27 protein-coding genes and 1 pseudogene are annotated in these 26,440 nt (G+C 69.8%); 14 read left to right on the forward strand and 14 right to left on the reverse strand.

The annotated features are described in order from the left end of the window. Positions 1-3 precede the first annotated feature (3 nt). From JQC91_RS03540 to JQC91_RS03560, 5 genes are all read right to left on the reverse strand, one after another. A complete protein-coding gene (locus JQC91_RS03540) occupies positions 4-1,197 on the reverse strand; it encodes a DNA cytosine methyltransferase (RefSeq protein WP_203285375.1) in 1,194 nt (397 codons plus the stop codon). Further along, positions 1,197-2,987 carry a response regulator receiver domain gene (locus JQC91_RS03545; protein WP_203285376.1) on the reverse strand — a complete coding sequence of 597 codons (1,791 nt, stop codon included), beginning with the start codon at positions 2,985-2,987 and terminating at the stop codon, positions 1,197-1,199. Before JQC91_RS03545 ends, JQC91_RS03540 begins: the two co-directional genes overlap by 1 nt. Then, positions 2,984-5,974, reverse strand: a complete 2,991-nt coding sequence (locus JQC91_RS03550) for an ATP-binding protein (protein WP_203285377.1) — start codon at positions 5,972-5,974, stop codon at positions 2,984-2,986. The genes JQC91_RS03545 and JQC91_RS03550 overlap by 4 nt, the downstream gene beginning before the upstream one ends. 85 nt (positions 5,975-6,059) lie before the next feature. Next, complete coding sequence (locus tag JQC91_RS03555) at positions 6,060-6,452, reverse strand: type II toxin-antitoxin system VapC family toxin (RefSeq protein ID WP_203285378.1); 393 nt, start codon at positions 6,450-6,452, stop codon at positions 6,060-6,062. Further along, on the reverse strand, positions 6,449-6,739 hold the full coding sequence (locus JQC91_RS03560; protein ID WP_275296966.1) for an AbrB/MazE/SpoVT family DNA-binding domain-containing protein: 291 nt from the start codon (positions 6,737-6,739) through the stop codon (positions 6,449-6,451). Before JQC91_RS03560 ends, JQC91_RS03555 begins: the two co-directional genes overlap by 4 nt. A 158-nt stretch (positions 6,740-6,897) precedes the next feature. Between JQC91_RS03560 and JQC91_RS03565 the strand changes: the two are divergent. Further along, positions 6,898-7,829, forward strand: a pseudogene (locus tag JQC91_RS03565) (IS5 family transposase). A 74-nt stretch (positions 7,830-7,903) separates the two neighbouring features. Here JQC91_RS03565 and JQC91_RS03570 read toward each other — a convergent pair. From JQC91_RS03570 to JQC91_RS03580, 3 genes are all read right to left on the reverse strand, one after another. After that, positions 7,904-8,377, reverse strand: a complete 474-nt coding sequence (locus JQC91_RS03570) for a tyrosine-type recombinase/integrase (protein ID WP_238941254.1) — start codon at positions 8,375-8,377, stop codon at positions 7,904-7,906. 237 nt (positions 8,378-8,614) lie between these two features. Continuing rightward, a complete protein-coding gene (locus JQC91_RS03575; protein ID WP_203285380.1) occupies positions 8,615-8,947 on the reverse strand; it encodes a type II toxin-antitoxin system RelE/ParE family toxin in 333 nt (110 codons plus the stop codon). Further along, positions 8,947-9,222, reverse strand: coding sequence for a hypothetical protein (locus JQC91_RS03580; protein WP_203285381.1), 276 nt, complete (start codon positions 9,220-9,222; stop codon positions 8,947-8,949). Before JQC91_RS03580 ends, JQC91_RS03575 begins: the two co-directional genes overlap by 1 nt. A gap of 370 nt (positions 9,223-9,592) precedes the next feature. On the opposite strand from JQC91_RS03580, the gene murJ reads away from it, so the two are divergent. Continuing rightward, positions 9,593-11,173, forward strand: coding sequence for a murein biosynthesis integral membrane protein MurJ (murJ, locus tag JQC91_RS03585; protein ID WP_203285382.1), 1,581 nt, complete (start codon positions 9,593-9,595; stop codon positions 11,171-11,173). Here murJ and JQC91_RS03590 read toward each other — a convergent pair. After that, positions 11,170-11,862 carry a rhomboid family intramembrane serine protease gene (locus JQC91_RS03590; protein ID WP_203285383.1) on the reverse strand — a complete coding sequence of 231 codons (693 nt, stop codon included), beginning with the start codon at positions 11,860-11,862 and terminating at the stop codon, positions 11,170-11,172. The genes murJ and JQC91_RS03590 overlap by 4 nt on opposite strands. 72 nt (positions 11,863-11,934) lie before the next feature. On the opposite strand from JQC91_RS03590, the gene trpS reads away from it, so the two are divergent. The 5 genes from trpS to rfbA all read left to right on the forward strand — a co-directional run bounded on the left by trpS (position 11,935) and on the right by rfbA (position 16,375). Then, on the forward strand, positions 11,935-12,978 hold the full coding sequence (gene trpS / locus JQC91_RS03595; RefSeq protein ID WP_203285384.1) for a tryptophan--tRNA ligase: 1,044 nt from the start codon (positions 11,935-11,937) through the stop codon (positions 12,976-12,978). Positions 12,979-13,045: 67 nt separating this feature from the next. Then, complete coding sequence (gene rfbC / locus JQC91_RS03600; RefSeq protein ID WP_203285385.1) at positions 13,046-13,600, forward strand: dTDP-4-dehydrorhamnose 3,5-epimerase; 555 nt, start codon at positions 13,046-13,048, stop codon at positions 13,598-13,600. Beyond that, positions 13,597-14,676 (forward strand): dTDP-glucose 4,6-dehydratase, encoded by a 1,080-nt coding sequence (rfbB, locus tag JQC91_RS03605; RefSeq protein WP_203285386.1) that lies wholly within the window; start codon positions 13,597-13,599, stop codon positions 14,674-14,676. Before rfbC ends, rfbB begins: the two co-directional genes overlap by 4 nt. Beyond that, on the forward strand, positions 14,673-15,509 hold the full coding sequence (gene rfbD, locus JQC91_RS03610) for a dTDP-4-dehydrorhamnose reductase (RefSeq protein WP_203285387.1): 837 nt from the start codon (positions 14,673-14,675) through the stop codon (positions 15,507-15,509). The genes rfbB and rfbD overlap by 4 nt, the downstream gene beginning before the upstream one ends. Further along, a complete protein-coding gene (rfbA, locus tag JQC91_RS03615) occupies positions 15,506-16,375 on the forward strand; it encodes a glucose-1-phosphate thymidylyltransferase RfbA (protein ID WP_203285388.1) in 870 nt (289 codons plus the stop codon). The genes rfbD and rfbA overlap by 4 nt, the downstream gene beginning before the upstream one ends. A gap of 68 nt (positions 16,376-16,443) precedes the next feature. On the opposite strand, the gene dapE is transcribed toward rfbA, so the two are convergent. The 3 genes from dapE to JQC91_RS03630 all read right to left on the reverse strand — a co-directional run bounded on the left by dapE (position 16,444) and on the right by JQC91_RS03630 (position 18,480). Next, entirely contained in the window at positions 16,444-17,583 is a 1,140-nt protein-coding gene (gene dapE / locus JQC91_RS03620) for a succinyl-diaminopimelate desuccinylase (protein ID WP_203285389.1), read from the reverse strand. Further along, a complete protein-coding gene (locus JQC91_RS03625) occupies positions 17,583-17,915 on the reverse strand; it encodes a hypothetical protein (protein WP_203285390.1) in 333 nt (110 codons plus the stop codon). The genes dapE and JQC91_RS03625 overlap by 1 nt, the downstream gene beginning before the upstream one ends. Before the next feature lie 298 nt (positions 17,916-18,213). Further along, positions 18,214-18,480: a GlsB/YeaQ/YmgE family stress response membrane protein gene (locus tag JQC91_RS03630; protein ID WP_203285391.1), complete on the reverse strand. Its 267-nt coding sequence runs from the start codon at positions 18,478-18,480 to the stop codon at positions 18,214-18,216. Between the two features lie 146 nt (positions 18,481-18,626). Here JQC91_RS03630 and JQC91_RS03635 point away from each other — a divergent pair, with 146 nt between their 5' ends. The 3 genes from JQC91_RS03635 to JQC91_RS03645 all read left to right on the forward strand — a co-directional run bounded on the left by JQC91_RS03635 (position 18,627) and on the right by JQC91_RS03645 (position 20,917). Next, positions 18,627-18,923 (forward strand): DUF6525 family protein, encoded by a 297-nt coding sequence (locus JQC91_RS03635; RefSeq protein ID WP_203285392.1) that lies wholly within the window; start codon positions 18,627-18,629, stop codon positions 18,921-18,923. 67 nt (positions 18,924-18,990) lie between these two features. Next, positions 18,991-19,962 (forward strand): MBL fold metallo-hydrolase, encoded by a 972-nt coding sequence (locus JQC91_RS03640; RefSeq protein WP_203285393.1) that lies wholly within the window; start codon positions 18,991-18,993, stop codon positions 19,960-19,962. A 61-nt stretch (positions 19,963-20,023) separates the two neighbouring features. After that, positions 20,024-20,917: an AraC family transcriptional regulator gene (locus JQC91_RS03645; protein ID WP_203285394.1), complete on the forward strand. Its 894-nt coding sequence runs from the start codon at positions 20,024-20,026 to the stop codon at positions 20,915-20,917. 3 nt (positions 20,918-20,920) lie between these two features. On the opposite strand, the gene dapD is transcribed toward JQC91_RS03645, so the two are convergent. Continuing rightward, positions 20,921-21,757 carry a 2,3,4,5-tetrahydropyridine-2,6-dicarboxylate N-succinyltransferase gene (dapD, locus tag JQC91_RS03650; protein WP_203285395.1) on the reverse strand — a complete coding sequence of 279 codons (837 nt, stop codon included), beginning with the start codon at positions 21,755-21,757 and terminating at the stop codon, positions 20,921-20,923. 140 nt (positions 21,758-21,897) lie between these two features. On the opposite strand from dapD, the gene JQC91_RS03655 reads away from it, so the two are divergent. From JQC91_RS03655 to JQC91_RS03665, 3 genes are all read left to right on the forward strand, one after another. Further along, on the forward strand, positions 21,898-23,226 hold the full coding sequence (locus JQC91_RS03655; protein WP_203285396.1) for a UDP-glucose/GDP-mannose dehydrogenase family protein: 1,329 nt from the start codon (positions 21,898-21,900) through the stop codon (positions 23,224-23,226). Positions 23,227-23,308: 82 nt separating this feature from the next. Next, positions 23,309-24,328: a UDP-glucose 4-epimerase GalE gene (gene galE / locus JQC91_RS03660; RefSeq protein ID WP_203285397.1), complete on the forward strand. Its 1,020-nt coding sequence runs from the start codon at positions 23,309-23,311 to the stop codon at positions 24,326-24,328. A 63-nt stretch (positions 24,329-24,391) separates the two neighbouring features. Further along, on the forward strand, positions 24,392-24,841 hold the full coding sequence (locus tag JQC91_RS03665; RefSeq protein WP_203285398.1) for a DMT family transporter: 450 nt from the start codon (positions 24,392-24,394) through the stop codon (positions 24,839-24,841). Here JQC91_RS03665 and JQC91_RS03670 read toward each other — a convergent pair. After that, complete coding sequence (locus JQC91_RS03670; RefSeq protein ID WP_203285399.1) at positions 24,836-25,285, reverse strand: NUDIX domain-containing protein; 450 nt, start codon at positions 25,283-25,285, stop codon at positions 24,836-24,838. The genes JQC91_RS03665 and JQC91_RS03670 overlap by 6 nt on opposite strands. Positions 25,286-25,368: 83 nt before the next feature. Here JQC91_RS03670 and JQC91_RS03675 point away from each other — a divergent pair, with 83 nt between their 5' ends. After that, positions 25,369-26,361 carry an Hsp33 family molecular chaperone HslO gene (locus JQC91_RS03675; RefSeq protein ID WP_203285400.1) on the forward strand — a complete coding sequence of 331 codons (993 nt, stop codon included), beginning with the start codon at positions 25,369-25,371 and terminating at the stop codon, positions 26,359-26,361. Positions 26,362-26,440: the final 79 nt, after the last annotated feature.

A 26,440-nucleotide genomic window follows, 5' to 3' on the forward strand; every position in this document is an offset into this window, starting at 1 on the left:
CGGTTAGCAGGCTTCGGATTGCGCGGGGCGGGATTGACGGAGCACATCTGCGAGATGGCGGCACAGGATCTCGGCCAAGAGCACGGGTACGGCGTTTCCAATCTGCATCCCGGCCGCCATCAGGCCTCCTTCGAACACGAAGTCGTCCGGGAACGTCTGCAGTCGAGCGGCCTGCCGTGCCGTGATGCCGTGAGGTTCCGTCGGGTGGACGAAGCGTCCCTTTGACGGGTTGATGCACGCTGTCGTCATCGTCGGGGAAGGCTTACTCGGGTCGATGCGTCCGTAGACGTCCTTGTGGCCGCTGTGGGTCTCGTGACAGGCGAGAACACGGTTCGATTGTTCTCGGGAGCCGCCGTTGATCGGCGTACTTTCGAAGACGGCCGTCAGCTCGGCGCTGTGGTTCATGTGCGTATTGTTCTCGTCGTCTGGCAAAGGATCGTCGGCGAAAGCGTCCGATGCGGTGCGCCAAGGCTCGGCTACGCCGTAAAGGTCCAACTTTTCGGGATCGCCGTGGCTCCGAGGAGGTGGCCAAGCCGCATCGAAGGCAACGCGCGAAGCATCGTAGCCGACGATGAACACTCTTTTACGGTTCTGTGGCACGCCGTAGTCACGCGCGTTCAGAATAGTCGGCCCGAGAAGCGTGTACCCGTGTTCCCGCGCAGTATCCAAAAATCGCCGAAGGTACTCCGCATGCTTCTTATGGAGCATGCCAGGGACGTTCTCGAGGAGGAACATCCGTGGCTGAACGGCCTTCACGAAGGCGAAATAGCGCATCAGGAGCGCATTGCGCGGATCGTCGACCCCGGCCTTGCCGAGGCGGTGCGAGGAGAATCCTTGGCAGGGCGGACCTCCGAGGAGCAGATCGCACTGGCCTTCGACCAAACCGGCCTCGTCCATGACGTCGTGGGGGTTCAGATCGAGGATGTCTTCATCGAAGATCTCGATCGAGCGGTCAGTTCGGTTGCGGATCATTCGCCTGTAGGTCGCGACCGCGTGTCCGTAGTGCTCGACCGCCGCTCTGATCTCGAAGTCGGCTTTGATCGCGCCTAGCGAAAACCCTCCCGCCCCCGCGAATAAATCGGCGGCGATAAGCGGAGCCTCCGGGGTCTCTGCGCAGCGCCTCTCGCTTCGCCCGAGAGCATTGTCGTAGGAACTCGATGTCCTTCGCTCGTGCGTATCTTCGTAGGCGCGGAGCATCAGTCCCCATCCCCGTCGCTCTTCTCGAAATCAAGACCGATCCTAGACTGCGATGCCGTCAAATGGGACTGAATCTCCAAGGCGTACTCGTATCGCAACATACCACAGACGTGAGCTTCGACACGAACGAGCTCGAGACTGTCAAGGGGATCGGCCCTATCTTTAGTGGACGACAGGAAGCCGAGCTCGCAAACGACCGGGCTTTGCGTGGGTAGATAGCCGTCGTCCGTGACATACATCATCATCGATGTTGGCGACTCACCCGCCCGTTTCGCAACCGCGAAAGACAACCTCGTCGAAGTTCCGTTCCGCGCTTCGATGTTGGCGAACACCAGTCCGCCGCGCTGAGCATCGCGAAGATTCTTGTCGTGCGTACGCGGCAACAGCTTGACCGCCGTGAACCGTTTCAGCCCGCTCGCCCGGTCCCGTGAGTCGCCGCGTTGACGTTTTGGAACCATGTCGCAGGCAGGCGTAAGGCAAACCCAGTACTCGTCGTCGACATGAAGAACGTGGCCGATCTCGAGGTGGGCACTTCGGTTCGGCTTGCTGCCGACAAAGGCGTTATGGCCGATCTTAGCGTCGTTCAGCGCAGTCTTGTTCTCGATATCGAGTCCGAAGCGATCCTTGATAACGTCGCCGGGGGGCCGACCGACGTCGACGTTCCTGATCCTCTTGGCGAACAAGGCAACCGCCGGCATCAGTTGGTCAAGCAGCTGCTCAGCATGTTTGCGGGCGGTGGAATCGACAAGCGAGTCGAGAGTGCGTTCTTCCTGTTCGAGGAGGCGTAGATACCACACGGCTCCTACGTCGCGCCTGCCGAGTGCGTCGTCCTGCACCTCGATCCCCCGCTCGTTCATTTCCGCGCGCAGCTTCGTCAGCATCAGACGGGACGGAAGGGGTTCCCATGTCGCAAGGGCGGAACGCACAGCGTCGAGTAGCGAACCACTATTCCTTTTGGACTTGAAGGCGAGGAATCCGCGGGCGGCGCGGACAAACTTGGTTCCTTCTGCTTCCCAATCGAGGACGTCGAGCCCCCGGTCCGCAAAGCGTGACGGGTTCGACATCTCGAAGAGTGCCAGGACGTGGCGGGCCGCGTCCGGCCAGGCGTTCCGTTCGACACCCTTGTCGTCGAGAAGCTTGGCGAGTTCCCCCCACGGACCCGCGCCGGTCCTTACAACGCGATCAAACTTGTCGGGCGCCTGCAGCAGTTGTCGACGAGCAGCGGCATAGAGGGCCGTCGTTACGGTCGAGGCGAGTTCGTCCTCGAAATCCGTCAACAAATTGATCGTCGCATCGTCGGGTGCAGGCTCGATCGAGAAGCTCGGCTGCAGGAAGCCGAGGACGAACTCGTAGAAGACCTCGTCGAGGTCCTCCTGCGTGTGGACGAGGATGAGATTGAAATGCTTGTTCGACAAGGCTTCGCGGGCGATCCGCACGGCCATTGTGCCATCGCCTACCCTCGTCCTATCGAGTTGGTAGTCGAGAACGAGTAAATCCGTCTGCTGGAGAGTACCGACGTGTTCCTCGTCTTCATCTGTACCGGGAGACGTCGCGTCGTGGACGTCCAGAATGTATGAAGGCGCGTCCGGCTGACGAAATTCGTCGATGACAGCCTGAACGTCGGCCTTGCCCGTCTCCGAACGCCAGGACTTATGACCGTGTCTTTTCTCCTGCTCTTCTTCCGGCAGGAGAACTTCGCGAAGCGTCGGGTAGTCGTCGTCGACGATCAGGACCGAACGAATGGGATCGATGAACGCCTCGGAGATCAGTTCCTCGTAGGTCGCGGTCATTCCTCGCTGTCCCCGAACTCAGCATCCCGGAACCGAATGTAGAACGCCGCCCCCGCCAGCGGTGCCTTCTCGTCCGGTTCACGGTAGCGAAGAGCGTGCCCACCCGCAGCCAGATTGGCTTTCGCGAGATAGAGGCCGACGCCGCGACCTGATCGCTGCTTCCGGGTAAAGAACAGATTGAAGATTTGCTCGACGTCCTCGGTCGCGACACCGGGACCGCTGTCTGCGATGACAACCTCTCCATCGACCGCATCCAGTAAGATGCGGCGTGCCATGGGCGGCACCGTACCGACCCAGTAGACGCTGTTGTTGATCAGGTTCAGGAAGACCGGGAACACGCGCGCAGGGCGCTCATAGAGCCGCATGGACCGAAAGGCCTCGGTTGCCTCGAAACCAATCCGCGCCCGGGCGAAGGTCGGAGCGAAGAAGCGTTCCGAGAACTCCGCTATCTCGGCGCCTGTCAGCGTTCGCGGGGTCTTGTCGCCCGACAGCCGCAATGGCGATAGAAAGCGCAGCTGATCGGTCAGACCCTCGAGGCCCAAACGTATGTTACGGGCGGCTTCCCCATCGCGAACCTCCGGCGGAAGAGCGTCGAGGCCGGACGTTGCCATGGCGTCGAAGTCCACGAGGTCGTGCGCGGCTATCTCCACGGCGATGCCGAGTTGGGCTAGCGCTGTCAGACGGTCGAGTTCGGCGGCCTTCTCGCGCAAGTCCTGCACCTGAATGCTCGCCAAGGTCTCCAGATCGATCCGTTCGCGCACGGTCTCGAGTGCGGAGACGTAGATTCCGAAGATGTTCCTGTTCTCAGCGGTCCATTCCGTCTGCAGTCCGGCGAGTGAGTCAATGATCTCGGTCAGCTCTGTGCGGCGCGTTCCCAACTCATCGCCCACGGCACGCGCTTCGCGGCGGAAGTCGGCGATGCGCTGTTCCGCTAGCTTGCGGACCATGTCGAACTGCTCGCGCTGAAGGCCCGCAATCGTCTCCTTGAAGTCCTCGATTTGCCGTTCGACCGCGCTGCGAGCCGCGGCGATGCGATCCGCGACGATGCGCTCGGGTTCCGTGGCGGCGAAGCGGCCGAGCTCGTCGCGAAATCGCGTCTCGTAGTCGGCGATCGCCTCCGAAACGGCCTCGTTGACGGCCATGGCTGCCTGGTAACGTGGCTTGAACTTTGCGGTCCCGCTCGGCTGAGGACGAACGCTCGCCTCTGCGAGTTCGCTCCACCATTCCGAGCTGCGGGCTGCGCCGCTCGCGACGTCCGCGTCCCGCTCGATGACAATACCGCGCGTTGCGGTTTCAATGCGGTCCAGCAGTTCGGGAAGCGTCTGCTCCGCGGTCACGAGTTCCTTCTCGAACTGCTTGCGCTCGCGTGCTCGGAGCTTCTTGGCCTCCTCCTCCGCACGTCCCGCCCGGTTCTGTTCCTGGATCTCCTTCAGACGCGGCTTCCGGATGTCGGAAGCGGAACCGAAATACCGGCGGGCCGACAGATCGAGGATGTTTCCGACGACAGCGCGGAAGGTCTTCGCTGCCGTGTTGTCGATGAACCCTTCGCGACCCGCCTTGTCCTTGAGGTTCGGGTTGTCCCGTCGCGACACCGCGATGCGCCCGAACATCTGCCGATGGTTCCAGAAGTAGCGCCCGGCGTTCTTGCTCCGCTTGTACTCGATGGAGAAGAAATCGTTGTCCTCTCGGCCATACGGTAGCACGCGCAGCCCATCGCGGTAGATCATGAGTCCGGAGTAGTCCTCGGCGAGCGCTGAGTAGCGTTGGTGCTCGGCGCGCGAATGCGTCGAGTTGTCCGGTGTGAACTCCATCGAGGCGATGTAGAGATCGAACGCACCGACCCGAGTGTTCGCGCGATCGGGCATGGTCAGCCCTTTCGGCAACTCGAACTCGACCGGCTGGTCTAACCACGTCCCGAACGCCTTCAATCGGCCGCGGAACACGCCATCGGCGCCGACGCGGCCGTCGATCTGATGCTCCATGTCATGGACCTGAGTGCGGTCGATCGCACGTTCCGCCCCCACCACAACACTTGTGCGCGGGCCAGCCCCGTCGTCCGGGAACACCACCTCCGCCCGGTAGGCGAAGTCCGGGCGCTTGCGTCCGACCGCGTAGGGATCGACGAAGTTGGAAAGCGTCTGTTCGAACCGTTCCGCGATCTCCGCCTTGACCAGGTTCGTGTCGCCCGTCGCGGGCAGCGCCTTCAGCGTATCGTCGAGATCGTAGACGAGCATGACCGTGCCGGGACCCTGCCAATCGGCGAGATGCTCTTCGCGGAACGGAAGCCGCTTCATGCTCTGCAGGATCCTCTTCGACGGGGGCAGCCCCGAGCGGCTCGGGTCCTGCGCGTGCCACGCAGCGTCGTAACGCTCCCAACCCGGAAGCAGACGGGGCTCGGACGCGCGCCACTTGTCCGGTTCGGCTGCGATGCCGCCTACGAGAGCGTTAACCAGATCGTCCAGACCGTCGAAGACTGCGCTGCAGTTCTCGAACCGGCCCGTGGCGACTGCAACGTCCGACAGGTTGATGAACGGATTCTCGAACATCCTCCAATCGATGAGAGCCGCAACGAAGCTGTCGTCGCGGTGCTTCGTGACGAGCAGCAGGATCGAACCAAGCTTGGCGCTCGAGAGCCGGCCGATCCCCTTCTGTCCCTGCCGTGGTCGCGGTTCAAGCCCGTTGCGCATATCCTCCGAAGGCGGTGCCGCATCAGACAGCTTGCTTTCGGTTCCGATGACGAGCCACCGTTCGACCAGATCGGAAGCGCGCATGCCGTGCCCGTCGTCCGTCAGAACGGCCACGGGCGGCTCTTCGGCGTAGAGGCGAAGACCGACATTACGGGAGTACGCGTCCCAAGAGTTTTTCCAAAGTTCGGAGATCGCGGTCGGGCAGTCGGCGATTTGTTCCCGGCCCAGGTGGTCGACGGTCCGGGCGCGCGTTGCGAAGGCCGAGGTCGAGACGGTTTGGGTCAGCGATTGGGGCGTCATACTGTCGTCGCCACTTCGACGGATGACAGGCGGACGCGGTGATGCACCCTACGGGAGCTCAGGGACGGTCGGCGTTGGAAAGCGATCATCGAATTAGTTCCACGCTGGCACCTAGTTCAATACCGACAGAGGCCCATTCGCGGTCCGCCGTGACGGCTGGTACGCCGAGGGCTGCCGCAAGAGCTAGACAGCTTCGGTCGCCGTGGCTCAGGCCGAACCGTCGCGTTACTGGGTAGAGGTTCGCTGCCGCCGCCGCGAGTTCGGGCGTATGGTCGAACAAAGACAAACCAAGGTTTTCGACAGCCTCATCGGCGTCGCCGCGATCAAATCCTTCCCGGAGCAGACGCGTCAGCAGCTCCTGCAGTACCACGCTCGATGCAGCTGCTCCCTTATCGAGCCAGGTTTCAACTTCGTCCGTTCCAGGCTCCTCGAAGACGAATGCGATCAGTGCGGAGGTGTCGAGGACCGCAGCATTCATTTACGCAACGTCCTCTCCATCTCCTCCTCCTCGCTGTTCGCGCCCAAATGCTTATCAGACAGGAACCGATCAACAACGTCGGTTGAACCTCGAGAATATTTCGCCGCAATCCGCTGCGACCGACGGCGGCGCTCGCGCGCGGTCGTCAGAGCGAGGCCGTCGTCCGTTTCTTCAATCACGATACGATCGCCCTTGGCGATCCCAAGTCGTCGACGGAGAGCGGCAGGAAGAATCATGCGCCCGTTCTCCTGAACGGGTATAGCATACACCTTCGGATCAGCGGACATATCAGCCCCTTCATCGAGACGCGGCCCACACAGAACCTCGGAACCACTTTATATTACGGGTCAGCGATGCGCAATTGTGCAAATGAGTCTCAGTTGGCCTTGTTGCGCAAAGTTTGCCTGAGATTCACATCGGGAGTCCAGCGACATAGCTGGACAGGATGTCCAAGCCTGCCCCCGCCCGCTACCGCACCCTGAACTAGTCCAGCTATAACGCTCCGCGCGTAGGCGCGGGTCGCTGACGGTGTGGTTCGACCCTGGCAAGAGTTGGCACGCGGTGCCTTCGGGCAAGCGCGGTCGCCAGCAGACGTTTTCGGACGCGGCGATCCAGGCGTGCCTCACGATCAAGGTCTTATTTGGCCTGCCGCTGAGGCAAAGCACAGGCTTCGTTGCGAGCTTGCTCATGCTGGCGGGCCTGGATTGGTCGGTGCCATATTTCTCGACGCTGTGCCGCCGGCAGAAGACGCTGGCGGTGCAGCGGCCCTATCGGAGCTCGGTCGGGCCGCTGCATCTTCTCGCGGACAGCACCAGCATCAAGGTCCGCGGCGAGGGCGAGTGGCATGCGCGCAAGCATGGCGGCGCACGGCGGCGCGAGTGGCGCAAGGTCCATTTCGGCATCGACGAGGCGACCATGGAGGTTCGTGCGGTCGAGATCACCGGGAGCGGCGTGGGCGATGCGCCCATGCTGGCTGGCCTGCTGCCGCAGATCCCCTCGGACGAGCGGATTGCATCCGTGACCGCCGATGGCGCCTATGACGGACGCGCCTGCCGCGACGCCATCGCAAGCCGTGGAGCGGAAGCGATCATTCCACCGCGCCGCAACGCAAAGCCGTGGAAGAAGGACAGCGCCGGTGCGGCAGTGAGGAACGAGGCCCTGCGCGCCATCAAGCGCTTCGGCAGGGCAATCTGGCGCAAATGGTCCGGATACCACCGCCGAAGCCGGGTCGAGACGAAGGTGAATTGCATGAAGCTACTCGGTCAGAAACTCGCTGCCCGAGACTTCGACCGTCAGACCGCCGAACTCCAAATCCGTATCGCAATCCTCAACCGCTTCACCGCTCTCGGCATCCCCGTCATGCAGCCCGTCGACTGACATCAGAAGCGGAGAGGCGAAGTCTGTCCATCAGACAATTTGCGCGACAGAGCCCCGTCGGATCGTAGGAGCCTTCAGATTTCGATCGCCTCCGCAATAGCCAGCGCGTCCTCCAGCTCCACCCCGAGGTACCGCACCGTGCTGTCCATCTTCGTGTGCCCGAGGAGCAGCTGCACGGCCCGCAGGTTGCCGGTCTTCTTGTAGATCTGCGTCACCTTCGTTCGCCGCATCGAATGCGTGCCGTAGGCTGTCGGCTCCAGACCGATGGACTTTACCCACTCCCGGACGATGCGGGCGTACTGCCGCGTCGAGATGTGGAGCCGCTCGTGGAAGCGCCCGGGCCAGAGGTACTCGGACCCGAACATCAGCGGCTCCTCCATCCACCGAGCCACAGCCGCCCGCGTGCCCTCGGTGATCTCGAATCGGACGGCCTTCTGCGCCTTGCTCTGTAGAATGGACGCACGCTCCTTGATCTGCCCCGAGGCCATGACGTCGGCCACCCGCATGCGGACGAGGTCGCAGCCGCGCAGCTTGCTGTCGATGGCCATGTTGAAGAGCGTGAGGTCGCGGTGGTTCTCGGCGAGCTCGAGCCGGACCCGGATGGCTCAGACGTGCTTGGGCTTCAGCGGACGCTTCTGTCCGACGATGCGCCCCTTGTTCCAGGCAGGGCGGCAGGCGCGGATAATGGGGAGGTTGGCGGTGACCATGGCGGAGTCCTTCTGGGGTCCTCCGCCCCACCCCGACTCGGCATCGTGCCGATGAGGGAAGGCTAGCATGCCAGCGGATCAGTCGCCGAATCCTCGCCGCCCAACTGCAGCCTTCATCCAGTCGCGCCCGCCAAAGGCGACCATCGCGAGGTAGATGCATTCGTTGTCGAGGTCGGGCTTGAAGACGACCGTCAGGCGCTGGCCCGTCCCCCCATGGCGGACCAGCCAGCTGTCGAGCTCTCCGAGAAGGCGAACGCCCGAGGTCGGGCTCGCAAGGACCGAGACCAAGAGTGCGTCGACCTCGTTCAAACGGCGGTAGGCCGCCGCATAGTCGCCCTCGGTTGTGTTGACGATGTGATCGACGATCCCGATCAGGTCCCGCTCGACGAACGGGTGCCGGACGATCCGCATCAGCGTTGCTTCGTCATCGCATCCAGGTGTGCTCGGGCGCCGGCCGTAAAGCCGCCGACCTCTCCAACCGGCTCCCATTGGTCGAGCGGCAGCGACCGCCGGCGCTCCAGTTCGGCCTCGAGCAGCGACCGTTCGCGATCTCGATTAGCCTTGGCCTTCGCCAGCTCCCCAGACACCGCAGCGCTGACATTCGGGTACTCTCCGGCCTCAACGAGCTCCTTCGCATAGCTGTACGCGGCGTCGGTAAAGCTGACCGACTGCTTCTGAACACCCATGGCATGCTCCTTCGGTGGTACATTGGACTACCAACTCAGGGCGGGTCCGGCAAGGTCCGCTTGCGTCATGCTGCTGCGCAGCGACGCCGTGCCGCGCGAATGTCCGCTTCGGGCCGCAAACACCCCTTGACCCCACCCCCGCTCCCCCCTCCCGTAATCCCCCGAAACGCATGTTAACGCCCCACCCCGGCACCCTCCCGTCTGCACGGGGGGTGCACGGGGGGTGCCCTCACCGCACGCACCCCCCGGATCGGGCCAAGCCCCTGGCCCCGCACGGACATTCCCGCCACGCCCCGGCCCCGTCGACCTTTGGCCCTTTCCCCCGCGCCCGGCCCGCCGCTAGACGGTCCCATCCCGTTCGGAGCGACCCATGGCCCCCCGTCTCATCCGAGGCTTCCTGACCGTCGGCGGCTGGACCCTGCTCAGCCGCGTCCTCGGCTTCGCCCGCGACATCCTGCTCGCCCGCTTCCTCGGCACCGGCGCCGCCGCGGAGGCGTTCTTCGTCGCCTTCTCGCTGCCCAACATGTTCCGCCGCTTCTTCGCGGAGGGCGCGTTCAACATGGCCTTCGTTCCCCTCTACGCCAAGAAGCTGGAGGCCGAGGGACAGGAGGCCGACGCCTTCGCCCGCGACGCCGTGGCGGGCATGGTCCTCGCCCTCACCCTCTTCTCCGTGCTGGGCATCCTCGCCATGCCCCTCCTCGTCCTCGCGATGGCGTCCGGCTTCGCCGACGACGCCCGCTTCGACCTCGCCGTGGCCTACGGACGGGTCGCGTTCCCCTACATCCTGCTGATCTCCTTGGCCGCGCTGGTCTCCGGCGTGCTCAACTCGGCGGGTCGCTTCCTCGCCGCCGCCGCCGCCCCCGCGCTCCTCAACCTCACCTTCGTCGCCGCGATGCTCGTCGCGGCCCTCGTCCCCGGCGCCCTCGACGCCGCCCTCGGCGCGATGGCCACCGATGTCGCCACGGGGTGGATCCTGTCGCTCTCCGTCCCCGTGGGCGGCGCGGCCCAGCTGGCGGTCGTCTGGCTCGCCGCGCGCCGCGCCGGCCACCGCCTCTGGCCCACCCGCCGCCCCCGGCTCACGCCGGACCTCAAGCGCCTCCTCGTCATCGCCGCCCCCGCAGCCTTGGCGGGCGGCGTGGTGCAGGTGAACCTGCTCGTGGGCCGCCAGGTCGCCTCCTTCTTCGAGGGCGCCGTCGCGTGGCTCAGCTACGCCGACCGCCTCTACCAACTGCCCCTCGGCCTCGTGGGCATCGCCATCGGGATCGTGCTGCTGCCGGACCTCTCCCGCCGCGTCCGCGCGGGCGACGAGGCGGGCGGGCGGGACGCCTACTCGCGCGCGTGGGAGTTCGCGATGCTCCTCACCCTGCCCGCCGCCGTGGCGCTGGCGGTGGTGCCGCTGCCCATCGTCACCGTGCTGTTCGAGCGCGGCCTGTTCGACGCCGACGACAGCGCGGCCACGGCGGTGGCGCTGATAATCTACGCGCTCGGCCTGCCCGCCTTCGTGCTGCAGAAGGTGCTCCAGCCGCTCTACTTCGCCCGCGAGGACACCCGCACGCCGCTGCGCTACGCGCTGGTGGCCCTCGTGGTGAACGCGGTCGCGGCCATCGGGCTGGCCCCCGTGATCGGGTGGGCCGCCGCCGCGCTGGGAACGACGCTGGCGGCGTGGGCGATGGTGGTCCTGCTGGCGCGCGGCGCGCGGGGGCTGGGCGAGGCCGCCCGCCTCGACGACCGGGCGCGCAGCCGGACACGGAGGATGGCCCTCGCCGCGGCGGTCATGGGCGTCGTGTGCTGGGGCCTGATGGCCGCGATGGGGCCGCTCTGGGCGGGCGCGACGCGGTGGCTGGCGCTCGGGCTGCTGGTGGGGATCGGGATGGCGACCTACGGGGGGCTCGCCCTGATGCTCGGCGCGGTGCGGTGGGCCGAGCTGCGGGGCGCGGTGCGGCGCGCCTAGCGGCGGCGCATACGCGTCACCACCGCCCGACCCCCGCCGGGCACGAGGGTGCCGCACAGCGCGTAGCCGACGGCGGCGCCCACCGCCTCGGCCACCCAGTCGCCGACCCATGCGAAGGAGCCGGAGACCAGCCCGAAGACCGGCTGGATCGCCAGCAGGAACCCCAGCAGGAGGAACGCCCGGTCGGGGTCGATGGCGAGCCGGGTCATCCCCCGCCGGACCAGCCACGTGAACGCCCCGATCAGCCCGTAGGCGCCCGCGTAGCCACCGAAGAGCGGGGCCGGGGGATCGAGCAGGACCACGTAGGCGAGCCCCCCGGCGAGCGCCGGCACGAAGAACAGCACCAACAGCCGCCAGCCCCGCACCACGTCGCCGATCACGTTGCCCAGCGCGAGGACGAACACGACCACCATCGCCGCGTGGCCGAAGCCCCCGTGCACGAACGGATAGGCCACCCAGCGCAGCGCCTCGGGCGACAGCCACGCGCCGTTGGCCCGCATCCAGTCCCACACCACGTCCAGCACCGACCAGTCGCGGATCGCCGCGATCCGGGCCTCGCGCCCGCCGGAGAGCAGCCCGGCCTGCGCCAGCTGGAAGGTCATCTCGACCCCCGCGATCAGCGCGGCGAGGCCCAGCACCACGGGCGGGATCGCGTTGAAGGGCGACTGGTTGCGCGGATCGACGGCCATGGTCCCTCGCGTTGACGATCGGGTCGCCCCGCACTAGGCCCGCTTCCGCTTCCTGACCAGTGCGAGACCGCCATGTCCGACCCGACGTCCGCCCCCGCGTTCACGCCCCGGGTGTTCTCCGGCATCCAGCCGTCCGGCGGGCTGACGCTGGGCAACTACCTCGGGGCGATGGTCAAGTTCGTCGACATGCAGGACCGCGGCGACTTCGAGACCGTCTACTGCATGGTCGACCTCCACGCGATCACCGCCAAGCTGATCGAACCCGCGACCTTGGCCCACAATACGCGCGAGCTCTGCGCCGGGTTCATCGCGGCGGGCATCGATCCGGAGAAATCGATCCTCATCAACCAGTCCCAAGTGCCAGAGCACGCGCAGCTGGGCTGGATCTTCAACTGCGTGGCCCGGATGGGCTGGATGGACCGGATGACGCAGTGGAAGGACAAGGCGGGCAAGGACGCCGAGCGGGCATCGCTGGGCCTCTACGCCTACCCGGCGCTGATGGCGGCGGACATCCTCGTGTATCATGCGACCCACGTGCCCGTGGGCGAGGACCAGATGCAGCATCTGGAGCTGACCCGCGACATCGCGGCCAAGTTCAACCACGACTACGGCGTCGACTTCTTCCCCCTGACCGAGACGGTCGTCGAGGGCGCGGCCACCCGCGTCATGTCGCTGAAGGACGGGACCAAGAAGATGTCCAAGTCCGACCCGGTGGACGCCTCGCGCATCAACCTGACCGACGACGCGGACACGATCGCCAAGAAGTTCCGCAAGGCCAAGACGGACCCCGAACCATTGCCCGGCTCGCTCGACGGGCTGTCGGCGCGGCCCGACGTGCGCAACCTCGTCAACATCTTCGCCGCCTTGGAGGGGACCACGCCGGAGGCGGTGCTCGCCTCGCGCGAGGGCGGGATGCTGGGCCACTTCAAGGTCGAGCTGGCCGACCTCGCCGTGGCGAAGCTCGCCCCGATCAGCACCGAGATGGCGCGCCTGATGGACGACCCGGCCGAGATCGACCGCATCCTCGCGCGCGGGGCCGAGCGGGCGCGCGAGATCACCGTGCCGATCCTTCAACGCACCTACGAAATAGTCGGGCTCGTGGGCCACGCGCCTTGATCCTGCCGCATCCGGCGGGGACACCCCGTGCCCGGCGCCCCCGCCAAGAGGGGCGGAGGAGGCCCGGATGCAGATCGAGGACACCGCGCTGGCGGAGGTGAAGCTGTTGACCCCGCGCCGCTTCGGCGACGCGCGGGGGTTCTTCGCCGAGACGTGGAACGCGCGCACGATGGCCGCCCTCGGGATCGAGGCGGGTTTCGTGCAGGACAACCACTCCATGTCGGCGCAGGTCGGCACGGTGCGGGGCCTGCACTTCCAAGCCCCGCCGCACGCGCAGGGAAAGCTGGTCCGCTGCGGGCGCGGGCGCCTGTTCGACGTGGCCGTCGACATACGCCGCGGCTCGCCGACCTACGGACGCTGGACGGGGCACGAGCTGTCCTTCGAGAACGGCGCGATGCTGTGGATCCCGGCGGGCTTCGCCCACGGCTTCGCCACCCGCGCGCCGGACACCGAGATCTGCTACAAGTGCACCGACTTCTACGCCCCCGAGGCGGACGGCGCCGTGCGGTGGGATTCCTGCGGCATCGACTGGCAGGTGGAGGGCGCGCCGGTGCTCTCCGACAAGGATGCCGCCGCGCCCGCCCTCTCCGACTTCGACAGCCCGTTCGAGTACGCGCCATGAAGATCGTCGGCCCGAAGGGGCGCCTCAAGATTCTCGTCACGGGCGGCTGCGGCTTCATCGGCTCGGCGGTGGTGCGCCACGCGATCCGCGCGGGCCATGCGGTCGTGAACCTCGACGCGATGACCTACGCCGCCGACGCCCGCAACGTGGCCGAGGTGACGGACTCGCCGGACTACGCCTTCGTCGAGGCCGACATCCGCGACCGCACCGCGCTGGACGCGGCCTTCGCCGCGCACGCCCCCGACGCGGTGATGCACCTCGCCGCCGAGAGCCACGTGGACCGCTCCATCGACGGCCCCGCCGCCTTCATCGAGACGAACGTGATGGGCACGTTCAACATGCTGGAGGCCGCGCGGACCCATTGGGAGCGCGCGGGCCGTCCCGAGGCGTTCCGCTTCCACCACGTCTCCACGGACGAGGTGTTCGGCTCGCTCGGGCCGACGGGCCAGTTCACCGAGGACACGCCCTACGACCCCCGCTCCCCCTACTCCGCCTCCAAGGCCGCGTCCGACCACCTCGCCCGCGCGTGGCTGGAGACCTACGGCCTGCCGGTGGTGCTCTCGAACTGCTCCAACAACTACGGGCCGTTCCACTTCCCCGAGAAGCTGATTCCCGTGGTCATCCTCAAGGCGCTCTCCGGCGCCCCGCTGCCGATCTACGGCGACGGCTCGAACGTGCGCGACTGGCTCTACGTCGAGGACCATGCCGACGCGCTGCTCGCCGTGCTGCAGCGCGGCGAGATCGGGCGCAGCTACAACATCGGCGGCGAGAACGAGCGGACGAACCTCGAGTTGGTCCGTACGTTATGTGAAATCCTCGACCGGCTGCGCCCGCGCGGCACGCCCCATACGGACCTGATCGAGTTCGTCCCCGACCGCCCCGGCCACGACGCGCGCTACGCCATCGACCCGACCCGCATCCGCGAGGAGCTGGGATGGCGCCCCTCCGTCACCGTCGAGGAGGGGCTGGAGCGGACGGTGCGCTGGTATCTCGACAACGAGGACTGGTGGCGCCCGCTGCAGCAGCGGCAGGGCGTGGGCGTGCGGCTGGGGACGGTCGAGGGTCCGGGCGCATGATCCTCGTGATCGGCGAGACCGGACAGCTGGCGCGCGAGCTGGCCCCGCTCGGGGTCCGCACCGCCGGGCGGGCCGAGGCCGACCTGACGGACCCTGCGGCCTGCGCCGCGCTCGTCCGCGCCGCCCGCCCCGCCGCCGTCGTCAACGCCGCCGCCTACACCGCCGTGGACCGCGCCGAGGCGGACGAGGCGACCGCCCACCTCGTCAATGCGGACGCGCCCGGCGCGATGGCCGCCGCCTGCGCCGATCTCGGCATCCCCTTCGTCCACGTCTCCACCGACTACGTGTTCGACGGCTCGGGCGATGCGCCCCGCGCGCCGGACGCCCCCACGAACCCGCTCGGCGCCTACGGGCGCACCAAGCTCGCCGGCGAGGAGGCGGTGCGCGCGGCGGGGGGCGTCCACGCGATCATCCGCACCTCGTGGGTCGTCAGCGCGCACGGCGCGAACTTCGTGAAGACCATGCTCCGGCTGGGCGCCGAGCGCGACGCGTTGCGGATCGTGGACGACCAGGTGGGCGGACCGACCCCGGCCCGCGACCTCGCCGCCGCCTGCATGGCCGCGACGGGCGCAACCGAGGCCACGTCCGGCACATACCACTACGCGGGCGCGCCCGACGTCTCGTGGGCCGGGCTCGCCCGCGCCATCTTCGCGCGCGCGGCCATCGACTGTGCGGTCGAGGGCATCCCGTCGTCGGACTACCCGACCCCGGCGGCGCGGCCGCTTAACTCCCGCCTCGACTGCGCGTCGTTCGAGCGGGCCTTCGGCCTCGCCCGGCCCGACTGGCGCGCGGGCCTCGACGCCATCCTCTCCGACTTGGGAGCGACCTCATGACACAGCGCAAGGGCATCATCCTCGCCGGCGGCTCCGGCACGCGGCTCTACCCGATCACGATCGGCGTCTCGAAGCAGCTCCTGCCGATCTACGACAAGCCGATGATCTACTACCCGCTGACCGTGCTCATGCTGGCCGGCATCCGCGAGATCTGCGTCATCACCACCCCCCACGACCAAGCGCAGTTCCAGCGCACGCTGGGCGACGGCGCGCAGTGGGGGATCGACCTGACCTACGTCGTGCAGGAGAGGCCCGAGGGGCTGGCGCAGGCCTACCTGCTGGCCGAGGACTTCCTCGCCAGCGCCCCGTCCGCGATGGTGCTGGGCGACAACATCTTCTTCGGCCACGGCCTGCCCGAGCTCATGGCCCGCGCCACGGACGACGGCGGCACCGTCTTCGGCTACCGCGTGGCCGACCCCGAGCGCTACGGCGTGGTCGCCTTCGACGCGGACGGCTCCGTCGAGCGGATCATCGAGAAGCCCCCCGAGCCGCCCTCGAACTACGCCGTCACCGGGCTCTACTTCCTCGACGGCACGGCCCCCGCGCGCGCGCGCGACGTGATCCCCTCGGCGCGCGGCGAGCTGGAGATCACGACCCTGTTGGAGAGCTACCTCGCCGACGGCGCGCTCAAGGTCGAGCGGATGGGCCGGGGCTACGCATGGCTCGACACCGGCACGCACGCCTCGCTGCTCGACGCGGGCAACTTCGTCCGGACCTTGGAGCAGCGGCAGGGGATGCTGGCGGGCTCGCCGGACGAGGTGGCCCACGACCGGGGCTGGATCGACGACGACGCGCTGCGCGCACGGGCCGGGATGTTCGGCAAGACCGACTACGGCCGCTACCTGCAGGGTCTCCTGCGGGACTGAGCGGCGCGTGGGCTTTCGCCCACCCTACGGGTCCGAGGCGCAGGGTGGGCGAAAGCCCACGCGCCCCGTCACCCCGCGAAATACCCGGCCAGCACCCGCCCGTAGATCCGCTCCAACTGCTCGATCCACTCGGGCCGCACCCGCTCGTCCACGGCGTGCATCCGGTGGCCGACGAGGCCCACCTCCACCACCGCGCAGTGGTCCTTGACGAACCGCGCGTCCGACGTGCCCCCGGAGGTGGACAGTTCCGGCTCGCGGTTCGTCTCCGCCTTCACCGCCCCCACCACGAGGTCCGACAGGTCGCCCGGCGGGGTGAGGAACGACTCCCCCGACACCTTCGTGTCCATCCGGACCGCCGCCCCGGTCGCCGCCTCCACCGCGTCTGCGGCGGCGCGCATGCCCGCGAGGACGCTCTCGGACGTGTGCAGGTCGTTGAACCGCACGTTCACCGTCGCGCGCGCTTGGGCGGGGATCACGTTCGTCGCGGGGTTGCCCACGTCCACGGTCACCACCTGCAGCGTGGACGGGTCGAAATGGTCCGAGCCCTCGTCCAGCGGCGAGGCCGTCAGCCGCGCCAGCAGGTCGACGATGGCGTGCACCGGGTTGTTCGCGCGGTGCGGATAGGCCGAATGGCCCTGCACCCCCTCGACGGTGAACCAGACCGTCAGCGACCCGCGCCGCCCGATCTTGATCGCGTCGCCCATCGCGTCCGGGCTCGTCGGCTCGCCCACGAGGCAGACGTCCATGCGCTCGCCCTCGGCCTCCATCCAGTCGAGCAGCGCGACCGTCCCGTCCGTCGCGTCCCCCTCCTCGTCCCCGGTGATGGCGAGGATCACCGCGCCCTCGGGCGGCGTCTCGTGGACATGGCGGCAGGCGGCGGCCACGAAGGCGGCGACCCCGGACTTCATGTCCGTCGCGCCCCGCCCGTAGAGCCACCCGTCCGCCATCTCCGCCCCGAACGGGTCGTGCGTCCACGCGTCCCGGTCGCCCACCGGCACCACGTCCGTGTGCCCGTTGAACCCGATCGTCCGCGCCGCGCCCTTCGCACCCCAGCGGGCGAAGAGGTTGGGCGTGCCGTTCCGGTCCACCCGCGTGCAGGCGAACCCGGCCTCCGACAGCACGCCCTCCAGAAGGACCAGCGCCCCGCCCTCCTCGGGCGTCACCGAAGGGCAGCGGATCAGCGCGCGGGTCAGCTCGACGGCGTCCATCACCCGTCCTCCCGGAACACGGTCGTCTGTGCGACGATCACCGCGTTCTCGGAGGCCGCCCGCGCCATCAGCGACCGCTCCTCCTCCGAGATGTCGTGCCCCTCGGCCTCGCGGTCCTCCAAGGAGCCGTAGCCCGACACCTCCAGCACGGCCATCCCGGCGGTCTTGAGCACGGCCACCGCCTCGCGCACGGCCTCGGCCTCGTCCACGCCCGCGGCGTAGCACATCAGGGCGCCGCCGGTGGCGTCGTCCGGCAGCCCGTCGTCCGGCTTGCGCCCGACCTCCACGAGCAGGGTGAACACGGGGTGCGGGCGCTTGGGCTTGTCGGACATGGGGGCGGGGGTGGGGCGGCGGGGCCCGCCTGTCAAGCGACCCCGGCCGCCCCGACGAGGGCGGGGCCTCGAAAACAAAGGACCCCTGGCCGAGGGACTGGCCAGGGGTCGTCGCGAGCGGCTGAGGGTGGGTGGGTCGCCAGCTCGCAACATGCGGCGGGCAGGAGAGGGGACGCCCGTGTCCGCATGTCTATGTTCCGTTCGGGGCAGGTGCCCCGTCACACCACCTAAACGCGATCTCCCCAGTCCGGTTCCGCGCTAGACGCGAAAAATTCGAGCGATGCGGAAACCGTCATCGTCAGGCCCGGCCGCGCAGCTTCCGGGTGGTCCAGATCAGCGCGCAGGCGCCCGCCGTCCCGACGACCAGCTGCATGATCCAGCTGCCGGCCCCGAGCGGCGCGTCGAGGAAGAAGCCGAGCAGGAAGTTTGCCACGAACGCGCCCACGATGCCGAGGCCGATGTTCGCCAAGAGGCCCATGTCGGAGTTCATCACCTTCTCGGCGATCCATCCGGCCAGCGCCCCGAGGATGAGGCTTCCGAAGAAGCCGATGCCCGCGAATCCCATCGTGTCTCGCTCCACAGGAGATTATTCCCCTTCGGAACGCGCGGCCCCCTGCCCGGTTCCGCGCGCCGCGGCCGGTCCGGGCGCGTCGGCGCGGACCCGCCGCCGCCCGGTTTGACAGCCGCCCGTCCCGACCCGAGATTCCCCCCATGCAGGGCAACAGCCGCACCCGCCTCGGCCTCTCGCCCGCCACGCGGAACGCGATGGCCGACTACGACCGCTGCCCGCCCGCGCTCCGGCGTTGGCTGGCGGACGCCAAGCTGCAGTGGTCGCCCGCCAGCGCGCGGCGCGCATGGCGGAGGGCGCTGCTCAAGTCGTGGGGGCGGGAGTCGAAGGCCCTCGAGCTCATGGACCGGATCGAGGACGAGCGCCTCGCCCGCGACCCCTTGGTCCAAGCCCTCGAGCGACGAACGGCAGGATCGGAACAAGGCCCGCGCGGATCGTGACAGACGCGCGGCCCCGGCGCGGGCCAGACCGGTGGGGCAGATCCGCTCGTCACAGGAGGTCGAGACGATGCCCCTCTCCCGCACCCGGCGCCCCGGGATCCCTGCCGCCGCGCCGACGTCCGACCGCCCGACCCGACGGCGGGTCTGCACCCTCCTCGCCGCCGCGGCGAGCGCGCCGGTGCTCGCCCCGCGCGCCGCCCGCGCCGCCCACGGGAGCCGCGCGTTCGACGTCGGCGCGCTGACGGCGCGCACGGTCTCGGACGGCTGGCTCGACCTGCCCCGCGCGGCCTTCCCCAACCTCGACGAGCATGCGGCGCCCGGTGCCGACCCGGTCCGCGTCGGCGCGTTCGGCTGGGCGATCGACCGCCCGCAGGGCACGCTCCTGATCGACGCGGGCGCGGGCGACTCCCTGCGCGACGCCTTCCCCGAGACGGGACGCGCGCCCGGTCATCTGCGCGCGGCGGGCATCGGCGCGGGCTCGGTCACGGACGTGATCCTGACCCACCTCCATGCCGACCACGCGGGCGGGCTGCTGACGGCGACCGGCGCGCCGCGGTATCCGAACGCCACCGTCCACGTCGCCGCCGCCGAGCTGGCCCACTGGACGGACGACGCCACCCTCGCCGCCGCCACCGGCCCCGTGCTGCGGAGCGCCCGCCTCGCGCGGCGGCTCGTCGCGGCGCTGGGGGACCGGCTGGCCCCGCACGGCGGCATGGCCGACCTCGGCGGGGGCGTCCACGTCCTGCCGGCCCCCGGCCACACGCCCGGCCACGGCATCGTCCACCTGTCCGACGGCGGCGCGGAGGCGATGCTCATCGCGGACGCCTTCATCTGCGGCCCGATGCAGATGGCGCACCCGCGGATCACCTACGCGCTCGACCACGACCCGGCCCAAGCCGTCGAGACGCGGATGCGCCTGCTCGACCGGCTCGCGACCGACGGGATCGCCTTCTCGGCCACGCACCTGACCACGCCGGTGCTCGGCTACGCCGATCGATACGGGACGGGGGGCTATGCCTTCGCGCTCGCCCGGCGCTGAGGACTCGCCCCACGCGCGAGTCCGTGGCACAGTGGGACGGTCCCGCCGCCCCGGTGCCGTCATGCCCCCTTCCGACGCCCCGCCCCCACATCGCTACGACCGCCTCTACGGGGCGCTCTACGCGCGGTTTGACCAGAGGGCGCACCGGGTCGGATCGGACGCGCTGCCGCTGATCCTCAGCCACCAACGCGACCACGCGACCGACGACCCGCCCGTCCCCGACGCCGTGCTGCGCGTCGTGACGGAGGCGCGCCCGCCCAAGGGCCCCGCCACGGAGGTCGACTTCGGCGACGGGCGCCGCACGCTCTCGGGCCGCCCCGGCAGCGTCTACCTCGCCCCGCCCGACGCCACCGCGCACTGGGAGACCGAGGGCAGCCACGCGGTGATGCTCCTCGCGCTGCCCCCGGACCGCATCGCCGCGCTCGGCGGGCCGTCCGCCCTCGCGCCCCGCTGGGGCCGCGAATGGGCCGCGCCGCAGGTGGTCCGCACGCTGCGCACCCTCTGGCAGGAGGCCGAGGCCGGGGACCTGTCCGACCCGGCCGGCCGGCTCGTGGCCGACGGGCTGGTGACGGCGCTCACGGGCCTCGTCGCCCGCGCCGGGCCCGCGCGCCACGACGCCGAGCCGGCGCTCGACGGCGCCCGGCTCGCGCGGGTCCGCGCCCTCGTGGAGGACACGCTCGAGGAGGGCGTGGACGTCGCCGCCATGGCCGAGGCCGCCTGCCTGTCCCCCTCGCGGTTCAGCCGCCGGTTCCGCGCGGCCACGGGGCACGCGCCCCACGCATGGGTGATGGCGCGCCGCATCGCGCGCGCGCGGCGCCTGCTGTCGGACACGGACCTCCCGGTCGTGCAGGTCGCCGCCGCCTGCGGCTTCGGCAGCCAGTCCCACCTGACCGCGCGGTTCCGCCGCGCGACCGGGACGACGCCCGCCGCGTGGCGCGCCGCCGCCCGCGCCTGAGCGTCAGTCGCGCAGCAGCTCGTTGATGGAGGTCTTGGACCGCGTCCGCTCGTCCACGCGCTTCACGATCACCGCGCAGTAGAGGTTCACGCCGTTCTTCGACGGCATCGAGCCCGCCACGACGACCGATCCCGCCGGCACCTCGCCGTACATGACCTCGCCGGTCTCGCGGTCCACGATCTTCGTGGACTGGCCGATGAACACGCCCATGCCCAGGACGCTGCCCTTGCGGACGATGCAGCCCTCGACCACCTCCGAGCGGGCGCCGATGAAGCAGTCGTCCTCGATGATCGTCGGCCCCGCCTGCATCGGCTCCAGCACGCCGCCGATGCCCACGCCGCCCGACAGGTGCACGTTCTTGCCGATCTGCGCGCACGACCCGACCGTGGCCCACGTGTCCACCATCGTGCCGCTGTCGACATAGGCGCCGATGTTGACGAAGGACGGCATCAGCACCGCGCCCGGCGCCACGTAGGCCGAGCGGCGCACGACGCAGTTGGGCACCGCGCGGAACCCGGCTTCCTTCCAACGCGCCGCGTCCCAGTCGTGCCACTTGCTGTCGACCTTGTCCCACCACGACCCGCCCTGCGGCGAGCCGGGCTGCATCTCCATGTCCTTGACGCGGAAGCCCAGCAGCACAGCCTTCTTGGCCCACTGGTTCACGTGCCAGTCGCCGCCCTCGCGCGGCTCCGCCACCCGCAGGGCGCCGCCGTCCAGCGCGTCCAGCGTCGCCTCGATGGCGTCGCGCTGCTCGCCGCGGGTCTCGGGGGTGATCGTGTCGCGGGCGTCCCATGCGGCCTCGATGGCGGCTTCCAGCTGGGCGTTCGTCTGATCGGTCATCGGGGCGGCCTCTCGCGCGGCGGATGGGGTCGGACGCGGCTGTAGCCGCCCCGCCCCGCTGGGGCAATCTCGCGCCCCGCCCGCTTGCGCCCTCCCCGCCCCCGCGCCACACCGCCCGCGACCGCCGGACGGAGGGCCCCATGCGCATCACCATGATCGGAACCGGCTACGTGGGCCTCGTCTCGGGGGTCTGCTTCTCGGACTTCGGCCACGACGTCACCTGCGTCGACCTCTCCGAGGAGAAGGTCGCCCGCCTGAACGCGGGCGAGGTGCCGATCTACGAGCCGGGGCTCGACAGCCTCATGGCCCGCAACGTGGCCGCCGGGCGCCTGTCCTTCACCACCGACCTCGCCGCCGCCGTCGACGGGGCCGAGGCCGTCTTCATCGCCGTGGGCACCCCCTCGCGGCGGGGCGACGGGCATGCCGACCTCTCCTACGTGATGGCCGCCGCCGAGCAGGTGGGCCGCGCGCTGACCGGCTACGCGGTCGTCGTCACCAAGAGCACCGTCCCCGTCGGCACCAACCGCGCCGTGGCCGAGGCGGTGCGCCGCGCCGCGCCCGAGGCCGAGTTCGACGTGGCCTCCAACCCCGAGTTCCTGCGCGAGGGCGCGGCGATCGACGACTTCATGAAGCCCGACCGGGTGATCGTGGGCGTCGAGTCCGAGCGCGCCGCGCAGGTCATGGCCGCCGTCTACCGCCCCCTCTACCTGCGCGAGTTCCCGGTCGTGACGACCGACCTCGAGTCCGCCGAGCTGATCAAGTACGCGGCCAACGCCTTCCTCGCCACGAAGATCACCTTCATCAACGAGATCGCCCATCTCTGCGAGCGCGTCGGCGCGGACGTGAAGGAAGTGGCGCGCGGCATCGGCCTCGACGGGCGCATCGGCAACAAGTTCCTCCACGCGGGCCCCGGCTACGGCGGCTCGTGCTTCCCCAAGGACACCCGCGCGCTGGCCCGCATCGGGCAGGAGGCGGCGGTCCCCCAGACCATCACCGAGGCGGTGATCCGCGCCAACGAGGCGACGAAGGCCCGGATGGTCGACAAGCTGCGCGACCTCGTGGGCGGACGGTTCAACGGAAAGACGGTCGCGGTGCTGGGGGCGACCTTCAAGCCGGGCACCGACGACATGCGGGACTCGCCCTCGCTGACGGTGGTGCCCGCGCTCGTGGGCGGCGGCGCCACCGTGCGGGTCGTCGATCCCCAAGGCCGCCGCGAGGGCGAGGACCTCCTGCCGGGCGTCACGTGGCACGACGACCCCTACGAGGCCGCCGCGGGGGCCGACCTCGTGGCCATCCTCACCGCGTGGAACGAGTTCCGCGCCCTCGACCTGCCCCGCATGGCCGAGGCGATGGCCACGCCCCGCATGGCCGACCTGCGCAACGTCTACGCGCCCGACATGCTGCGCGACGCGGGCTTCGAGGCGGTGTTCGTGGGCCGCGCCCCCGTGGAGCGGGCGGCGGACGGCTGACGACCGGCCCGGGGCCCTGTTTCCGGCCCCGCCGACCTGCTACCTCCCCCGCCGACCCCCCTCCCGGAGACCCGCGCCCCCCATGCCCGACGCCCCCCGCATCCTGCTGACCGGCGGCCTCGGCTACATCGGCTCCCACACCTGCGTCGCCCTAATGGAGGCCGGGTTCGAGCCGGTCATCCTCGACGACCTCTCGAACGCGCGCGCCGACACGCTGGACCGCCTCGCCCGGATCGCCGGACGGCGGCCCGAGTTCCACGAGGGCTCCGTCCTAGACCGCGGCGCGCTGGACCGCATCCTCGCCACCGGCGTCGCGGGCGCCGTCCATTTCGCCGCCCGCAAGGCCGTGGCCGACAGCGTGGCCGACCCGCTCTCCTACGCGGAGACGAACCTCGCGGGGCTGATCCACCTCCTGCGCGCGATGGACGACCACGGCACGCGCCGCCTCGTGTTCTCGTCCTCGGCCACGGTCTACGGCGACACGCCCGACCAGCCGATCCCCGAGACCGCGCCCCGCACCCATGCCAACCCCTACGGCTTCACCAAGCTCGCGGGCGAGACGATCCTCGACCAGCTCTCCGCCGCCGACCCCGCATGGGCGGTGGGCGTCCTGCGCTACTTCAACCCGATCGGCGCCCACCCTTCGGGCCTCATCGGCGAGGATCCGCAGGGCGTGGTGGCCAACGTCATGCCCCATATCGAGCGGGTCGCCGCCGGTCGCGCGCCCCACCTACGCGTGTTCGGCGACGACTACCCGACCCGCGACGGCACGGGCGAGCGCGACTACATCGACGTCATGGACCTCGCGGAAGGCCACGTCCTGTCGCTGCGCCGCCTGCTGGAGACGGGCGAGGGCCACACGGTCAACCTCGGCACAGGGCGCGGCACGACGGTGCTGGAGCTGCTCGCCGCCTACGGGCGGGCCACCGGCCTCTCGCTGCCCCACGTGGTCGAGCCGCGCCGCGCGGGCGACGTGGCGATGTACGTGGCCGACGCCGCCCGCGCCCGCGCCCTCCTCGGGTTCGAGACGCGCCGCACCCTCGAGGACAGCTGCCGCACCTCGTGGGCGTGGGTCCGCACGCAGGCGCAGCACGCCCCCTGACGCGGGGGATGCGCGGCGGGGGCCGGCGGTGCATACCGGTCCCGTCCCCGACCGGAGCCGCCCATGCCCCTGCCCGCCCTCCTCCTGACCGTCGCCGTGGTCTTCGCCGCCGGGATCGGCTTCGCCGTGCAGGCCCCGCTCAACGCGGCCCTCGGGCGCGCGGTGGGCTCGGGCGTGGCGGCCGCCTGCATCTCCTTCGGGGTGGGCTTCGCGGCGCTCCTCGCGCTCACGGCCCTGCGCGGCGACGCCGCCGCCCTCGCCCGCCTGCCCGCCGCCCCGCCGGTCCTGTGGATCGGAGGGCTCTTCGGCGCCGTGGTGGTCTGGGCGATGCTCTGGTCGGTGCCCGCCGTGGGCATCCTGACGGCCTTCGCCGCGCTCCTGCTCGGCCAGCTCTCCGCCGCCTTGGTCCTCGACGCGATGGGCGCGTTCGGCGCGCCGGTCACGCCGGTCTCGCCCACGCGGGTCGTCGCGCTGGCGATGGTGGCCGGGGGGCTGATCCTCTCGCGGCTATAGGATCCGCAACGCGCGGCGCAGCATCGCGCGGTCCCCGGCCGAGGCGAGCCCGTCCAGCGCCGCGCGCGGCGGCACGATCGCGGCCCGGTGGCCGGGCTCGGAGGGCGGGCCGCGCCGCAACCCCGCGCGGGCGAGATAGACGTGGCAGACCTTCTCGGCGTGGATGCGGTACTCCGGCATCCAGACGAACCGCCGGTAGGCCCCGATCCGGCGCAGCACGCGCAGCGACCACCCGGTCTCCTCGAACGCCTCGCGGTGCAGCGCCGCGACCGGGCCCTCGCCCGGGTCGATCCCGCCGCCCGGAAGCTGCATCTCGTCCAGCCCCCGGCGGTCGCGCTGCAGCGTCGCGAGGACGCCCCGCGGATGCACGATCACCGCGTAGGCCCCGGGGCGGCGGACGTAGACCGTCCCGCGCCGCGCAGACCCGCCGAGCACGGGCGTCATGGCATCCTCCTTGGGTCGCGGGGCCTATGCCCCTATATCGCCCGCCAAGCATGGGCCTGCGCCCGAACGCAAGGATCCCCGACATGACCGACATCATGCCCAAACTCTGGGACGACACCGTCCTGCCGTTCCAGCTCGACGCCTCCGACATCCGGGGCCGTGTCGCGCGCCTCGACGGCGTGCTGGACCAAGTGCTGGAGCAGCACGACTACCCGCCGCAGGTCGAGGCGCTCGTCGCCGAGATGGCGCTTCTGACCGCGCTCGTCGGCCAGACGATCAAGCTGCGCTGGAAGCTCAGCCTCCAAGTGCGGGGCGACGGCCCCGTGCGCCTGATCGCCACCGACTACTACGGCCCCACCGAGGAGGGGGAGCCCGCGCGCATCCGCGCCTACGCCTCGTTCGACGAGGCCCGGCTGCACGGCACGCCCAACCTCTTCGACCTCGTGGGCAAGGGCTACTTCGCGATCCTGATCGACCAGGGCACGGACATGCAGCCCTACCAAGGGATCACGCCGCTCGCGGGCGGGTCGCTCTCGGCCTGCGCCGAGACCTACTTCGCCCAGTCCGAGCAGATCCCGACCCGCTTCGCGCTGGCCTACGGACGCTCGACCCTCCCCGGCGGCGACGAGGGCTGGCGCGCGGGCGGCGTGATGCTGCAGCACATGCCCAAGGCGTCCCCCCACGCCAAGGGCGAGGCCACGGGCGAGGACGGCCTGCTCGCCGCCGCCGACCTGCTCGACGAGGACGAGGGCGAGAACTGGCGCCGCGCCAACCTGCTGCTCGACACCACCGAGGAGATGGAGCTGATCGGCCCCACCGTCTCGCCCACGGACCTGCTGACCCGCCTCTTCCACGAGGAGGGCGCGCGCGTGTTCGACCCGCAGCCGGTGCGCTTCGGCTGCTCCTGCGGCGAGGACAAGGTGCGCCAGTCCCTGTCGATCTACTCGGACAAGGACATCGAGAAGATGACCACGGACGAGGGGACCGTCACCGCCGACTGCCAGTTCTGCGGGGCGCATTACGTGCTGGACCCCAAGGAGCTGGGCTTCGAGGCGGCGGAGCGGATGGGCTCTTGAGCGCCGCCCCCCACCGGACGCCCCCGCCCCGCGCGGGGGCGTCCCCCTCCGCCCGTGCGGGCCGATCGCCGAAAGGTCG

Origin of the sequence: Jannaschia sp. Os4 (genome assembly GCF_016820245.1) — a bacterium.
Lineage (GTDB): Bacteria > Pseudomonadota > Alphaproteobacteria > Rhodobacterales > Rhodobacteraceae > Jannaschia.

Bases quoted from the DNA above. Each gene is read 5' to 3' on its own strand.
- rfbD (WP_203285387.1), top strand. From the start codon at position 14,673: ATGATCCTCGTGATCGGCGAGACCGGACAGCTGGCGCGCGAGCTGGCC.
- JQC91_RS03645 (WP_203285394.1), top strand. From the start codon at position 20,024: ATGCCCCCTTCCGACGCCCCGCCCCCACATCGCTACGACCGCCTCTAC.
- JQC91_RS03570 (WP_238941254.1), bottom strand. From the start codon at position 8,377: ATGGCCATCGACAGCAAGCTGCGCGGCTGCGACCTCGTCCGCATGCGG.
- JQC91_RS03675 (WP_203285400.1), top strand. From the start codon at position 25,369: ATGACCGACATCATGCCCAAACTCTGGGACGACACCGTCCTGCCGTTC.
- JQC91_RS03560 (WP_275296966.1), bottom strand. From the start codon at position 6,739: ATGTCCGCTGATCCGAAGGTGTATGCTATACCCGTTCAGGAGAACGGG.
- JQC91_RS03575 (WP_203285380.1), bottom strand. From the start codon at position 8,947: ATGCGGATCGTCCGGCACCCGTTCGTCGAGCGGGACCTGATCGGGATC.
- JQC91_RS03590 (WP_203285383.1), bottom strand. From the start codon at position 11,862: ATGGCCGTCGATCCGCGCAACCAGTCGCCCTTCAACGCGATCCCGCCC.
- JQC91_RS03640 (WP_203285393.1), top strand. From the start codon at position 18,991: ATGCCCCTCTCCCGCACCCGGCGCCCCGGGATCCCTGCCGCCGCGCCG.
- rfbC (WP_203285385.1), top strand. From the start codon at position 13,046: ATGCAGATCGAGGACACCGCGCTGGCGGAGGTGAAGCTGTTGACCCCG.
- JQC91_RS03550 (WP_203285377.1), bottom strand. From the start codon at position 5,974: ATGACGCCCCAATCGCTGACCCAAACCGTCTCGACCTCGGCCTTCGCA.
- JQC91_RS03540 (WP_203285375.1), bottom strand. From the start codon at position 1,197: ATGCTCCGCGCCTACGAAGATACGCACGAGCGAAGGACATCGAGTTCC.
- murJ (WP_203285382.1), top strand. From the start codon at position 9,593: ATGGCCCCCCGTCTCATCCGAGGCTTCCTGACCGTCGGCGGCTGGACC.
- JQC91_RS03545 (WP_203285376.1), bottom strand. From the start codon at position 2,987: ATGACCGCGACCTACGAGGAACTGATCTCCGAGGCGTTCATCGATCCC.
- JQC91_RS03580 (WP_203285381.1), bottom strand. From the start codon at position 9,222: ATGGGTGTTCAGAAGCAGTCGGTCAGCTTTACCGACGCCGCGTACAGC.
- JQC91_RS03625 (WP_203285390.1), bottom strand. From the start codon at position 17,915: ATGTCCGACAAGCCCAAGCGCCCGCACCCCGTGTTCACCCTGCTCGTG.
- JQC91_RS03665 (WP_203285398.1), top strand. From the start codon at position 24,392: ATGCCCCTGCCCGCCCTCCTCCTGACCGTCGCCGTGGTCTTCGCCGCC.
- galE (WP_203285397.1), top strand. From the start codon at position 23,309: ATGCCCGACGCCCCCCGCATCCTGCTGACCGGCGGCCTCGGCTACATC.
- dapD (WP_203285395.1), bottom strand. From the start codon at position 21,757: ATGACCGATCAGACGAACGCCCAGCTGGAAGCCGCCATCGAGGCCGCA.
- trpS (WP_203285384.1), top strand. From the start codon at position 11,935: ATGTCCGACCCGACGTCCGCCCCCGCGTTCACGCCCCGGGTGTTCTCC.
- JQC91_RS03630 (WP_203285391.1), bottom strand. From the start codon at position 18,480: ATGGGATTCGCGGGCATCGGCTTCTTCGGAAGCCTCATCCTCGGGGCG.
- JQC91_RS03670 (WP_203285399.1), bottom strand. From the start codon at position 25,285: ATGACGCCCGTGCTCGGCGGGTCTGCGCGGCGCGGGACGGTCTACGTC.
- JQC91_RS03555 (WP_203285378.1), bottom strand. From the start codon at position 6,452: ATGAATGCTGCGGTCCTCGACACCTCCGCACTGATCGCATTCGTCTTC.
- rfbA (WP_203285388.1), top strand. From the start codon at position 15,506: ATGACACAGCGCAAGGGCATCATCCTCGCCGGCGGCTCCGGCACGCGG.
- JQC91_RS03635 (WP_203285392.1), top strand. From the start codon at position 18,627: ATGCAGGGCAACAGCCGCACCCGCCTCGGCCTCTCGCCCGCCACGCGG.
- dapE (WP_203285389.1), bottom strand. From the start codon at position 17,583: ATGGACGCCGTCGAGCTGACCCGCGCGCTGATCCGCTGCCCTTCGGTG.
- JQC91_RS03655 (WP_203285396.1), top strand. From the start codon at position 21,898: ATGCGCATCACCATGATCGGAACCGGCTACGTGGGCCTCGTCTCGGGG.
- rfbB (WP_203285386.1), top strand. From the start codon at position 13,597: ATGAAGATCGTCGGCCCGAAGGGGCGCCTCAAGATTCTCGTCACGGGC.